Annotated in this window: 8 protein-coding genes; 1 reads left to right on the top strand and 7 read right to left on the bottom strand. The window is 45.9% G+C overall.

Annotated elements, in window-relative coordinates; genetic code table 11:
* Window positions 1-111: 111 nt before the first annotated feature.
* The gene (rapA, locus tag OCU90_RS01780; RefSeq protein ID WP_061025045.1) at window positions 112-3,021 is read right to left on the bottom strand and encodes an RNA polymerase-associated protein RapA; all 2,910 of its coding nucleotides are present in this window, start codon (window positions 3,019-3,021) and stop codon (window positions 112-114) included.
* A gap of 466 nt (window positions 3,022-3,487) precedes the next feature.
* On the opposite strand from rapA, the gene OCU90_RS01775 reads away from it, so the two are divergent.
* Entirely contained in the window at window positions 3,488-4,867 is a 1,380-nt protein-coding gene (locus tag OCU90_RS01775; RefSeq protein ID WP_004735919.1) for a PhoH family protein, read from the top strand.
* An 8-nt stretch (window positions 4,868-4,875) separates the two neighbouring features.
* Here OCU90_RS01775 and OCU90_RS01770 read toward each other — a convergent pair whose 3' ends face one another.
* The 6 genes from OCU90_RS01770 to OCU90_RS01745 all read right to left on the bottom strand — a co-directional run bounded on the left by OCU90_RS01770 (window position 4,876) and on the right by OCU90_RS01745 (window position 13,523).
* The gene (locus OCU90_RS01770; RefSeq protein ID WP_061025047.1) at window positions 4,876-5,127 is read right to left on the bottom strand and encodes a hypothetical protein; all 252 of its coding nucleotides are present in this window, start codon (window positions 5,125-5,127) and stop codon (window positions 4,876-4,878) included.
* Window positions 5,114-6,559 (bottom strand): metalloprotease TldD, encoded by a 1,446-nt coding sequence (gene tldD, locus OCU90_RS01765; protein WP_017090478.1) that lies wholly within the window; start codon window positions 6,557-6,559, stop codon window positions 5,114-5,116. Before tldD ends, OCU90_RS01770 begins: the two co-directional genes overlap by 14 nt.
* Before the next feature lie 19 nt (window positions 6,560-6,578).
* Window positions 6,579-7,391 carry a carbon-nitrogen hydrolase family protein gene (locus OCU90_RS01760; RefSeq protein WP_061025049.1) on the bottom strand — a complete coding sequence of 271 codons (813 nt, stop codon included), beginning with the start codon at window positions 7,389-7,391 and terminating at the stop codon, window positions 6,579-6,581.
* Between the two features lie 75 nt (window positions 7,392-7,466).
* Entirely contained in the window at window positions 7,467-11,336 is a 3,870-nt protein-coding gene (locus tag OCU90_RS01755; RefSeq protein WP_061025051.1) for a YhdP family protein, read from the bottom strand.
* A 10-nt stretch (window positions 11,337-11,346) separates the two neighbouring features.
* A complete protein-coding gene (gene rng / locus OCU90_RS01750; protein WP_004735923.1) occupies window positions 11,347-12,816 on the bottom strand; it encodes a ribonuclease G in 1,470 nt (489 codons plus the stop codon).
* A 20-nt stretch (window positions 12,817-12,836) separates the two neighbouring features.
* Window positions 12,837-13,523: a Maf family nucleotide pyrophosphatase gene (locus tag OCU90_RS01745; RefSeq protein WP_061025053.1), complete on the bottom strand. Its 687-nt coding sequence runs from the start codon at window positions 13,521-13,523 to the stop codon at window positions 12,837-12,839.
* Between the last annotated feature and the right edge of the window lie 4 nt (window positions 13,524-13,527).

Raw genomic sequence — 13,527 nt, 5'->3', positions numbered from 1 at the left:
TAACCGAACTCTGAACTAAACTGTTAACCAAGCTACAGATACAAATAAGGCCTTCGTGATGAAGGCCTTATTTCGTTAAAGCGTCAAGCTAGCGATATTCGAGTTCTTGGCTTAGTTGTGAGAAACCACAATCAAGCGTAACGAATCCAGCTGAACCTGAGCTTTACTGATGTAACCCGTCAGTTCATTGATTTGAGCTTCGATAACTTCTAGCTCTTCATCACGAATGTTAGGATTTACCGCTTTAAGCGCTTGTAGACGCTCTAGCTCACCGTTCAAGTTGGTTTGCATATCTTTCTGGGCTTGCTGACGAACTTCTTCAACCTTCGGCAGCACATGCGTCTCACCGGCTTCAATTAGCTTGTGAATTTCACCCTGTACTGAATTCACCAACTTGCTTGCCAGGTGGCGGTTCACAGGGCTCAGTTGACGGTTAAAGCTATCGAACTCAACCTGAGCAGATAAATCGTTACCACGACCATCCATCATCAAACGAATCGGCGTCTTAGGTAAGAACTGGCTGATACCGCTGCGCTTTGGCGCTTGTGCATCAACAAGGTAAACCAGCTCAAGCAGGATAGTACCAACAGGTAACGCTTTGTTTTTCAATAGCGATACCGCAGACGCACCCACACCTTCGCTCAATAGCAGATCAATACCGCCCTGAATCATTGGGTGTTCCCAGCTAATGAAGTTCATGTCTTCACGAGACAGCGCAGTTTCACGATCAAACGTGATGGTTGCACCTTCATAAGGTAGGCCAGGGTAGCTTGGAACCATCATGTGCTCAGATGGCGTTACAACTAGCGCATTTTCACCCTTATCGTCTTGGTTCAAACCAATGGTATCGAACAGACTCAGTGCAAAAGACACTAGATTAGTATCACCGTCAGTCGACGCGATCTTTTCTGCAATCTCATGCGCTTTTTCGCCGCCATTTGAGTGCATTTCTAGTAGGCGATCTCGGCCTTTTTCTAGATCCGATTTCAGGCTTTGGTTTAGCTTCGCTGATTCTTCAATCACTTCATCAAGCTGCTCGGTATTACCAGATGCCAGCATTTCGATCAGTACATCAGAATACTTATCGTAAACTGTGCGACCTGTAGGGCACGTCTCTGCAAATGCATTCAGACCTTCATCGAACCAACGCGCTAGAATCGCTTGCGACGTGCCTTTTAGGTAAGGAACGTGAATGTCGATATCACGCAGCTGACCGATACGGTCCAAACGACCAATACGTTGCTCAAGCAAGTCTGGGTTGAATGGCAAATCGAACATCACTAACTGGTTAGCAAACTGGAAGTTACGACCTTCAGAGCCGATTTCACTACAGATAAGAACCTGAGCGCCACCCTCTTCTTGAGCAAAGTAAGCCGCCGCTTTATCACGCTCTAGAATCGACATGCCTTCGTGGAATACCGTTGCACGCACTCCTTCACGCTCACGTAGAGCTTGTTCCAGTTGCAGAGCCGTACTCGCACGCGACGCGATCACTAGGATCTTCTCGCTACGCTTATCTTGAATCTTTTCAATCAACCAGTTAACGCGTGAGTCGAACTGCCACCAGCTTGAATCTTCACCTTCAAACTCTTGGAAGATCTCTTCTGGGTACAGCATCTTCATCGCACGAGCTTCGGGGGCCATTTTGCCACCGATCATGCCTGATACACGCATCGAGGTAGTGTACTGCGTTGGAATATCCATCGGCAGTAGGTTTACATTACGCTTAGGGAAGCCTTTGATTGCAGCACGTGTGTTTCTGAATAGAACACGGCCTGTACCATGGCGATCCATAAGATTATCAATCAGTTCTTGGCGAGCTAACGCTTGCTCTTCTTCGCTGCTATCGCCCTCGATAACGCGGAATAGAGGCTCAACATCTTGCTCAGATAGAAGCTCTGTGATCTGATTCTTCGCGCTGTTTTCAAGCTTCACGCCAGAGAACAATGCCGTTACTGCATCAGCAACAGGGGCGTATTGGTCTTCTTCTTCCACGAATGCTTCGTAATCGTAGAAGCGATCAGGATCAAGCAGACGCAGACGTGCAAAGTGACTCTCACGACCCAGCTGTTCAGGGGTTGCTGTCAGTAGCAGTACGCCAGAAGTATTTTCAGCTAATCCTTCAACCACTTGATATTCGCGGCTTGGCTTATCTTGGCTCCACTCAAGGTGGTGCGCTTCATCGACAACCAACAGATCCCACTCACCTTCAAGTGCTTGCTCGTAGCGCTTGCGGCTCTTACGTAGGAAATCCAGTGAACACAGAACGTATTGCTGAGTATCAAATGGGTTATCTGATTCAGCAAAAGATTCAATGCAGCGCTCTTCATCAAAGATAGAAAAGTGTAGATTGAAACGACGCATCATCTCGACAAGCCATTGGTGTTGTAGCGTTTCAGGTACCACAATCAGAATGCGTTCAGCACGGCCAGACAACACCTGTTGGTGAATGATCATGCCTGCTTCGATGGTTTTACCTAGACCCACTTCATCAGCCAGTAAAACGCGTGGTGCGTGACGACGACCTACTTCATGAGCAATGTACAACTGGTGAGGAATCAAACCAGCGCGCATACCACACAAGCCACGCATCGGGCTCTTATGTTGTTGGTATTGATTGCTTAACGCGCGGTAACGCAGCACAAAGTTATCCATACGGTCGATTTGACCTGCGTACAGCTTATCTTGCGGTTTGTTAAAGCGGATCTGGTTGCTTAAGAATATTTCACGCAGAGTCACCTCTGTCTCTTGAGTGTCTTCACGAGTGCCCAAATAAGTCAGTAGCCCTTTATCTTCGATAACTTCTTCGACAGTTAGAGACCAACCTTCTTGGCATTCGATGACATCGCCAACATTAAACGTTACTCGGGTTACGGGAGCATCAGTGCGTGCATAGACACGATTCTCTTCTGATGCTGCAAACATTACTGCCACTGTTCGAGCATCCATTGCTACAACGGTACCTAAACCTAAATCGCTCTCCGTATCGCTTATCCAGCGTTGCCCCAAAGCAAATGTCATGAATCGACTACCTCAATCTTATAGTTGGAATTTGGTCATGTTAACTGCAGTTTTAAACAAGAGCGTTATCGCGCTTGAACTAAAAATATAGCTAAAGATGCCTAGTTTGCAGCCACTTTTTAAGTGCGCTCTTAATAATAAATATCTCGAGAAAATGGTGCAGAAAAAGGTCGCTAATCTTACTCGATGCTGTGATTTAGGTCACGCCTAAAGGAGATGATTTCATACTTTTTTTCTGTTTTCGCCAGTGCAATCAAACTGTCAAAAAATCATGGGTAATCTATAGGTAGCAGATTGCTGCTCTCAAACGAATACGCCATATTCATTCACAACGATATGGCGATATTTCTCTAGATGAAGTTTAGGTGAGTAGTTGACTATCACCGGAATGAGATACTAATCTTTATATGAGCTTTATCTACGTTCAATGAATGCAAGGCAAGCCGCACGTCGGCAAGGAGATGCTATGGGCGAGACCAACCGGAAGCTATTTGTTTTAGACACTAATATCCTACTTCACGAACCCTTCGCTATATTTTCTTTCCAAGAGCACGATGTCGTTATCCCCATGACCGTGCTAGAAGAACTCGACAGAATCAAAGACAGTAAAAGAGACGTTGCTCGAGATGCGAGAATTGCGATTCGAACGCTCGAAGACTTGTTCAGGGAAGCCACACCAGACCAAATATCGGAAGGCATTCCTTTTTCTAAAGACATAAACGCATCTGGCAGTATTTCAATACTCGCTGATTACGAACTTCAAGAAAGCATCAAAGCGTTCGCCGATGACAAGGCAGGCGATAACCGAATCCTCAACGCAGTCCTCTACCTTCAAAACAAACGCGCGCCACGCGAAGTGGTTCTTATCACTAAAGACATCAACATGCGCTTACGAGCCAAAGGCGCTGGGGTCCGCTTTGTTGAAGACTATCAAACCGACCAATTGATTGATGACATCCAATACCTCACTAAAGGCTTTCAACAACTCGAAGGCTCATTCTGGGATGGCGTCGATAACGTCGAGAGTAGAAGTTTAGGCGGAAAAACGCTGCACACCCTAGCGAGAGCACCTTTCGACCCAACCTTCCTCAACCAATATGTGATTGACGAAGAAAGTGACTTTGCTGGTCGTGTAGAAGAGATTGAGGCCGAACGCATTACGCTCAGAGATCTCAGTAGAGAAAGGTTAATGAACCGCAAGACATGGGACATTACACCTAAGAATGTCTATCAAGGGATGGCGATTGATGCACTGCTCGACCCTGACATCGATCTGGTGATTCTAACGGGCGCTGCAGGTAGTGGTAAAACACTGTTAGCCATGGCTGCCGCACTTGAACAAACCATAGAGCGTAAACAATTCGATAAGATCATCGTAACCCGAAACACGCCCGATATCGGTGAGTCGATTGGGTTCCTTCCCGGCACCGAGGAAGAGAAAATGCTGCCTTGGTTAGCGGCGGTGACCGATACACTGGAAGCTCTGCACAAGAACGATCACTGCACCGAAGGGTCAATGAAGTACATCTGTGACAAAGCCAATATCCAGTTCAAATCGATTAACTTCATGCGAGGCCGCTCAATTCAAAATGCCTTTGTCCTTTTGGATGAGTGTCAAAATCTCACCGCTTCACAAATCAAAACCATCATCACCCGTTGTGGTGAAGGCACCAAGATCGTCTGTTCAGGAAACCTCGCTCAGATAGATTCATCCTACTTAACTCCTGTAACTTCAGGCTTAACCTACATGGTCGAGCGTTTTAAAGACTTCGAAGGCAGTGCCAATATTCACCTCAATGGTGTGGTACGAAGTCGACTGGCCGAGTTTGCTGAAGAGAACATGTAACGGTCGGTTTAGTAAATCGTACTCCATAAACAGAAAAGCCCAGAGACAGAAAGCCCAGAAACAAAAAAGCGCCTCACATTGGAGGCGCTTTTAACTTTAGCTTTAGCTTTAGCTTTAGCTTTAGCTTTAGCTTTAACTTTAACTTTAACTTTAACTTTAACTTTAACTTTAACTTTAACTTTAACTGCAACTGAAACTGTAATTTCAACTAGCTTGCTATCACAAATTTGCTGAAGTTGGTCTGAATTACTCAGTACCACCAACCGTTAACGAGTCTAGTTTCAATGTTGGTTGACCAACACCGACTGGTACGCTTTGGCCGGCTTTACCACACACACCAACACCACGGTCAAGGCTAAGGTCGTTACCCACCATAGACACTTGCTGCATCGCTTCGATACCCGAACCGATTAGCGTTGCACCTTTCACTGGGTGAGTGATCTTACCGTTTTCAATCATGTACGCTTCAGACGCGGAGAACACAAACTTACCAGAAGTAATATCCACCTGACCGCCACCAAAGTTCGGCGCGTAGATGCCTCTTTCAACCGTCGAGATAATCTCTTCAGGAGTATGCTCACCTGGCAACATGTAAGTGTTGGTCATGCGCGGCATAGGAAGGTGTGCATAAGACTCACGACGACCATTACCTGTAGGCGCTACACCCATTAGACGAGCATTAAGCTTATCTTGCATGTAACCTTTTAGGATGCCGTTTTCGATTAGCGTGTTGTACTGGCCATTAACGCCTTCATCATCGACGTTCAATGAACCACGTAGATCCGTTAATGTACCGTCATCAACAATCGTACATAGGCTTGATGTGACTTGCTCGCCCACTTTGCCAGAAAATACTGAAGACTCTTTACGGTTGAAGTCACCTTCTAAACCGTGGCCTACCGCTTCATGTAGAAGAACGCCCGGCCAACCCGAACCAAGAACGACAGGCATTGCACCAGCAGGTGCAGCAACCGCTTCAAGGTTAACTAACGCTTGGCGGATTGCTTCATCAGCAAATTGATAAGCAACCTGAGAACCATTAGCATCACTTAAGAAGAAGTCGTAACCAAAACGACCACCGCCACCAGCACTGCCACGTTCACGACGATCGCCTTTCTGAGCAAGTACGCTAATAGACAAGCGAACCAGCGGGCGAATATCACCAGCGAAAGTACCATCAGTTGCCGCAACCAGCATCTGCTCATGTACACCACTTAAGCTTACCGATACTTCAGTCACCATCGGCTCTTTAGTACGAATGTAAGCATCAAGCGCTTTAAGCAATTCTGTCTTTTGCTGCTTTTCCCAGCTTGCTAGCGGGTTTACCGCGTCATAGTAAGCTTGGTTAGAGTTGCGCTTGAAAGCTTGTACCTTGCCGTTTTGGCCTTGCTTAGCGATACCGCGAGCCGCGATTGCACTCTGTTTAAGGCCATCCAATTGGATTTGGTCAGAGTAAGCAAAACCGGTTTTTTCACCAGAGACTGCTCGTACACCAAGACCACAATCGATATTGAAAGAGCCGTCTTTAATAATGCTGTCTTCTAGCACTAATGACTCGTGCCAGCTTGACTGAAAGTAGATATCAGCATAATCAATTTGGCGGGTAGCAATGCTCGCCAATGTATCTGCGATATTTTGCTCCGTCAGCCCTGTTGGGGTAAGTAGCGCTTCTTCAATTTGATTAATGCTCATAAATGGCTCTTGTTTGTAATTAAAATTTATTGGTAAATCGAGAGTGTTGCGCGATTGGCATATTTTGCCTGATTGATTCGCAACTGGATGTGTCTATCTCAACCACCATACTTTTAGGATCTTGGTCTAGCTGTGCGACCACTCGTCCCCATGGATCAACCACCATTGAGTGTCCCCATGTTTCTCTTTGACAAGGGTGCTTTCCCCCTTGCCCCACCGCGACAATCCACGATTGTGTTTCGATCGCGCGGCATCTTAATAATGCTTCCCAATGCGCTTGACCCGTTACCGCAGTAAACGCTGCTGGTACCACTATGATTTGTGCACCTTGCTTGCGTAACTCTGAATACAAGTGAGGAAAGCGCACATCATAACAAATACTCAAACCTAAGCGACCAAAAGGCGTTTCCGTCGTCACAACTCGTTCACCCGGCGTGAAAATATCCGACTCTCGATAGCACTTGTGCGCATCGGCGACATCCACATCAAACATGTGTAGCTTATCGTAATGAGCAACTAGGCACCCAAAGTCATCAATCACTAGGGTTGTAGTGGTCACGCCTTCAGCTGAGCTTATCGGCATACTACCGACAACGATCCACATTCGGTGAAGCTTGGCTAACTCAAATAATTTCTTTTGTAGTAGGCCATCATTTAGAGGCTCAGCATACTGGTGATAGTCGGCTTTACTGCCAAAAACTAACGCGTTTTCAGGGCACACAACCCACTTAGCCCCCAACGCTTTGCACTTTGCTACTTCTTGAGCAAGGTAAGCAAGGTTCAATTCAGGGCTAGAGCCAGATGTCATTTGAATCAACCCAACACTATCCATGTGTCTCGCTCCTCTATTCATTATGATTCAGAAATCGGCATTTGACCGTATATTAACCGACTGGCTTGTTATCAACTACTCAGCTAATTTTCTCAATTTTTCGGGTAGCTGGAACTCGCCAGAACTACGAGAAAGCTCACTCACCGTAGGTGAATCCAATGGGCCTTTTACCGAGTAATTCACTTGAGTAAAGACTTCAACCACCGGCGATATAACCGTAGTCACCGCCAATACATACAGCGCCGTTTGAGGCGTTACCGCAAAGGCCGTTAATACTGGAATGCCCGAGGTAATATCAGGAGTAAAGTTCACCTCAGCATCGACCAAGCGCGTGTTGAGGTTAGCGATTCCTTTGATCTTCATCTCACCAGCGACCGCATCCATATTCAGATCGTTCGTCAGGAAGATACCATTTTGAATCTTGCCCGTTCCTGTGATGCTATTGAATGCCATGCCTTTATCAAACACATCCGAGAAATCGAGCTGCATCTTACGGATAATGGAATCTAGGCTAAACAACCCCAGCAATCGAGCCGCGCCACTGACATCCGAGATTATACCTTTACCAAATTTGGTTTTAACGTTGCCATCAAGGGTATCCATTTTGATCCCCCAAGGCGAACCATCCCAGTTCAGTTGACCTTCTAACTCGAACGGCGCTTTTTGAATTCCGGATGTAATGCCGAAGCGCTCCATGAGTTCGCTATTGTTTTCACCTTCAATATCAACGGTTAGCGATGAGTGACTCTTGTCACCATTCAGTGCCCACCAGCCACTCACGTCGGCTTTATTGCTCCCGCTACGAACTTGAATCTTGCTCCACTCAAGCCGATCGTCTTGTCTAGTTAACTCAACATCGACGGTACCGACCTTATAGCCTTGTAGCCAAAAATCGTTCAGCGCTAACTTCAGATTAGGCATCGCATCATAAATCTCTCTATCTAGCTTAGAGATCAATGGTGCTTCTTGTTCTTTACGTTGCAGTAGTTGCTCTTGGTTTTTCTTATCGCTCCATTCAGGAACAAACAGGTGCAGGCGATCCAGAGAAACGGTTAAGTCGTAAGGAGGCAGATAATTAATATCTCCTTCGATCTCTTGGCTAGACACTTCCATTTGCCACGCTTGTTTGTTCTTGCGGGCGCTAAAGTCGACATCATTCCAAGAAATACCACCTAAGATCAGCTCTTTACTCTCAAAGGTAATACGGCTTGGCGCTGGAATGGTTGGCGTGTTCATTTGGCTAAGTATTGCATCTGACGGTTGCACTGGCTCCATCACCACTGATAACCAATCATCAGCATTAAATTTATCCGTACGAATCAACGCATGATGCCCAACGACAGGGCTAATTTTATAGCCACCACGACCCAGCACTAAGTTGGTCGCCGTTAACTCAGGAACATCGCCGGTAATATCAATCTCAGCTTGGTATTTAGTGTTTGGCAGTTGCAGACGCGCGGTAATCGACTCTTGGTTGCCCGAGGCTTGAAGCCTTGCAGAACCACTTTCTAATGATTTTTTCGCCAATGGATACGGGTAATCACTCGCCAAATATCTAAGATCTGACTGTAAATCTAATTGGTAAGTAAACCCGATGTCATTAAGTTGAATATCAATCTGGCTTTGCCATTGCGCATGACCTGACAATCGGCTCAACCACTGTTCACCAACATAAGGCTCTAAAGGCTTAACGTCCCAATCGCCCAATACATCGATATCAACGGCATATCCAGGCCCATCGTTGAGCCCTTTAAAGTCAACGGAAATACCTTGCTTTAATAAATCGGCAGCGAGACCGTTGGCCGTAATCACATCATTATCAAATTCAATACGCCCAGTGGTATTTTCAAGCACCATTGGCGGCGCTTCAATCTCTACATGGTTATCTTTGAGATCAGCATAACCCCACGCTCTTGGCTCTTTTTCGGAATCAAAAGGAATATTGAGTTGGAATTCAGACGATACATCACCACTCACTTGCAGCGCCGTTAGGGCAGCACCCACAGAATCAACCAACGGTGAAGCCGTCATGTAATCACGAACCGCATTACCTGAAGCCGTCGCTTTCGCTTCAATTTCAATATGGCCGCCTTCCCCTAAATAAGGAATGCGTCCTGTGATTCGGTCTGCCGTCACATCCATCAATTGAGCGGAACGAGAATCCAGATGCATCGCATCATTTTCAAACAACAGATCAAGTTGAAGATCGGTAATCAATGGCCAGGCAGTATCAAAACTGAACTTAGCGTCCTCTAAGCCAACCCAAACTTGGAAAATACCATCGTGGTTGGTGTATGGATACTGAGACAAATCGCCATGCCACAACAGTTTTACGGTATCCGCTTTACCCGCTTGAATCGCAGTAGAAAGGTAGTCGGTAAGATCTTGTCCTAGTGCCAATGTAGGTAAGTAACGCCATGTTTCTCCGACATTGTAAGCATCAGCTTCGCCGTAGAACGATAAGAATGGGCTAGCATCCTTTGGGAAGTCCAAGCGAAATGCGCCTAGTACTTGTAAATCTGGCGTGGCTGCTGTGATTTTATCTGACCAAAGCTTCCAACCGTTTTCATCTTGCTGCCAAACAATATCAACCTGACCTTGTTTGATATTCAAAGGCGCTTGAAAGACGTCACCATAAGGAAACACATCATCAATCACATGCAGACTGGCTTTCGCTTCAGATGCAGAGCCAAACACACTGCCTGAAACTTGGCTAAAGCCCGGAACCAACTCCCATTGCTCAATGGCAAGATCACTAAAACTCGCTGAATAACGTAAGCTTTCGATGCCAGTATCCATTGAGACCCGAATATCAGAAACGGAGCCACCAGGCTTCAACGAATTGATCATTTTGGTTGATTGCGCAGAATCTGGCATCAACTTGATTAACGGGGTAATAGTTTCTACATCAAGTTCAGAAACATTAAGTTCCCATGGGCCTTTATTCCACTTGAAGGCAACATCTAACTCAGGCCAAGACCTATCATCCGTTCTGAGATTAAGTGAGTGACCATTCACTTGCCATCCATCATCAATTGGAGACAACTTAAAGACCCCTGACTCAAGCATCAGATCATGTTGGCCATCTTCGTTCCAAGTCAATTCAGAAGGTAACACCTCAACATACGCACTCACTGGTTTGCTGTTTCTCAAGGTCAGCCAGCTATTCAAACTCACTGTACCGGTTTCAACACCAGACTCAGCCTGCATGTAACGGGTTAGCCATGGTTTAACCGAGATGTTATCTGCACTCACATAGAACTCACCGGTTACATCGGTTAATGAGCCACCATCGATAAAGTTAGCACTTACTGACAACGAGTTAAGATTGGCGTCTTTAATGCTAACAACCCCTTCAGCAAGGTGATGTTTGTCTGTGTTTTGCCATTTTAAAATGTCGATATCGAGCTGACGATCTTCGCCCGAAACTGAGCGATAGAGAAGTGAAGAGTCTTTAGCGGTCACATCCACCAAAGTTTTCAATAGTAAATTATCCAGCTCTTTCATCACACGCTTCGAAGAACCGGGATCTTTAGGTTCGTCTGTACCGTTTCCAGCAAACAGATCAATTGAGCGAATATCAAGATACATTTGATTCATGACCAGATCGGCCACAACGGGACGCATCTGAACGAGCGATTGAATCAAGTCAAACTCGACTTCAACACGCTCAACAGAGAAGGTCACATCTTCTGCATTTGGGAGGCTGGCTTTAACGCCTTGTAGAGCAATAGAAGGGTGAGTGTTACGCCAAAAACCGCCCACATCTTGAATAGAAAACTCAAAACCGGAATGTTGGTTTACCCAAAGCTCAATTTCAGATTGATACTTATTTAAATTGGGTAAGGCTACACGCAGTGTAGTTACAGCAATGGCTAGCGTTACTAAGAGAGTAACCACTAACCATAGACATGCACGAAGAATCAGAGTAACGCTTGAACTCACAAAATATCCATTACATCATAACAACATCAAACTGCTCTTGTATGTACAGAGGCTCAGCTTGGATTTTAACTTGTTTACCAATAAACACTTCAAGCTCCGCAAGCGCATGTGACTCATCGCCCTCTAGTGCTTCGGCAACGGCAGCTGCCGCATAGACCACAAACTTATCAGCGTCATACGCACGATTCACTCGTGTGATCTCTCGAAGGATTTCATAACAAACGGTTTCAACTGTCTTCACACTGCCACGCCCTTCACAGGCAGGACAACTCGAACACAGAATATGCTCAATACTTTCACGAGTACGTTTACGCGTCATCTCAACCAAGCCAAGCTGTGTAAAGCCATTGATATTGGTTTTCACACGATCTTTGTCTAGCGCCGCCTCTAAAGAAGTTAGTACTCGCTTACGATGTTCCTCAGACAGCATATCGATAAAGTCGATAATGATGATGCCACCTAAGTTACGCAAACGCAGCTGACGAGCAATGGCTTGCGTCGCTTCTACGTTGGTGTTGAAAATCGTCTCTTCTAGATTACGACGACCGACAAAGGCACCGGTGTTGATGTCGACGGTCGTCATCGCTTCCGTTTGGTCGATAATCAGATACCCACCAGACTTCAATTCGACTTTACGATCCAAAGAGCGTTGAACTTCGTTCTCGGTATCGTACATATCAAAGATAGGCTTATCGCCTTCATACAACTCAAGCTTTTCAGTCAGCTCTGGCACGTACTCAGAAGTAAATTCTTTTAGGTTTTCATATTCTAAACGCGAATCGACCTGGATTCGGCTCAGCTCAGTACCCACAAAGTCACGTAAGATACGCTGGCTTAGGCAAAGTTCACCGTATAGACGAGTACGAGCTTTGTGTTTACCGCGGCGCTCTAACACTTTTAGCCATAATCGCTTCAAGAATGCCGCATCTTGTGCCAATTCATTCGAGTCTGCGCCTTCAGCTGCAGTACGGATAATGAAGCCACCATGTTCGTCACAGTAACGAGACACCACTTTTTTAAGGCGGTTACGTTCAGACTCACTGTCGATACGTTGAGATACGCCGACATGACTTGCGCCCGGCATAAAGACCAAATAACGAGACGGTAAAGTAATATCAGTCGTTAAGCGGGCACCTTTGGTACCAAGAGGATCTTTGACGACTTGAACCACAATGTCTTGTCCTTGGCGAACAAGCTCTGAGATGTCACGAACCTGAAATTGCTTCTTTTCGTTTTCAGCGACACATTCAGTGTGTGGAACAATATCAGAGGCGTGTAGAAAAGCTGCTTTCTCAAGGCCTATATCCACAAAAGCCGCCTGCATTCCCGGAAGAACACGGCTTACACGTCCTTTATAGATATTTCCTACGATACCGCGTCGAGCATCTCGTTCGACATGGATCTCTTGAAGAGCCCCCCCTTCAATCATGGCCACGCGAGTTTCACTCGGGGTCACGTTCAGCAACAATTCAGCACTCATGGTGCACCTCAGATTAGTAATTATAAGAATTCTTGCAGTAGCTGGTCCGTTTCATATAAAGGCAAGCCGACAACGGCGTAATAACTACCTTCGATTCGGGTAACAAAGCGCCCACCCAAACCTTGGATCCCATAGCTACCGGCTTTATCGCATGGCTCCCCTGTGTGCCAGTATTGTTCTATTTCTTGTTCACTGAGGGGTTTAAACCATACGTCGGTAATAATGATTTCTGTTCTTTGTTTTTCTTCTGAAACCACAGAAACCGCCGTCATCACTTGGTGACGCTCGTTTGCTAACTGAGTAAGCATGCGCTTAGAGTCAGCAAAATCGGTGGGTTTCTCGAGCACTTGCCCTTGGCTTACGACGACTGTGTCAGAACCAAGAACGACTGTTTCAGAATCAAGAGAAATAGCATCAGAGTCAAGAGCTACGATGTCAGAGCCAACAGCTACATTATCAACACTAGAAACTACATTATCAGAACTAGGAACGACATGCTGCTTTTCAGAAGGGTTATCTTTCAATAAAGACAACGCAGCTAAGGCTTTATCTAAAGATAGTCGCTTAACGTACTCTTCGGCGGTTTCTTGGGCGTGTTTACACTCTTCAACATCAGTTACAAGGACAGAAAACTCATAACCAAGTTGAGATAGCAGTTCTTTGCGGCGTGGTGAACCGGATGCCAAAACTAAATGCTTCTTTTCCATTGTC

Origin of the sequence: Vibrio splendidus (assembly GCF_024347615.1) — a bacterium.
Taxonomy (GTDB): Bacteria; Pseudomonadota; Gammaproteobacteria; order Enterobacterales; family Vibrionaceae; genus Vibrio; species Vibrio splendidus.
The sequence above is the reverse complement of the archived record's forward strand: the minus strand, read 5'-3'. Positions and strand labels throughout refer to the sequence as shown.

What these genes read in the sequence shown, in the direction of transcription:
- rapA (WP_061025045.1), bottom strand. Translation starts at nt 3,021, where the DNA reads ATGACATTTGCTTTGGGGCAACGCTGGATAAGCGATACGGAGAGCGAT.
- OCU90_RS01775 (WP_004735919.1), top strand. Translation starts at nt 3,488, where the DNA reads ATGGGCGAGACCAACCGGAAGCTATTTGTTTTAGACACTAATATCCTA.
- OCU90_RS01760 (WP_061025049.1), bottom strand. Translation starts at nt 7,391, where the DNA reads ATGGATAGTGTTGGGTTGATTCAAATGACATCTGGCTCTAGCCCTGAA.
- OCU90_RS01745 (WP_061025053.1), bottom strand. Translation starts at nt 13,523, where the DNA reads ATGGAAAAGAAGCATTTAGTTTTGGCATCCGGTTCACCACGCCGCAAA.
- tldD (WP_017090478.1), bottom strand. Translation starts at nt 6,559, where the DNA reads ATGAGCATTAATCAAATTGAAGAAGCGCTACTTACCCCAACAGGGCTG.
- rng (WP_004735923.1), bottom strand. Translation starts at nt 12,816, where the DNA reads ATGAGTGCTGAATTGTTGCTGAACGTGACCCCGAGTGAAACTCGCGTG.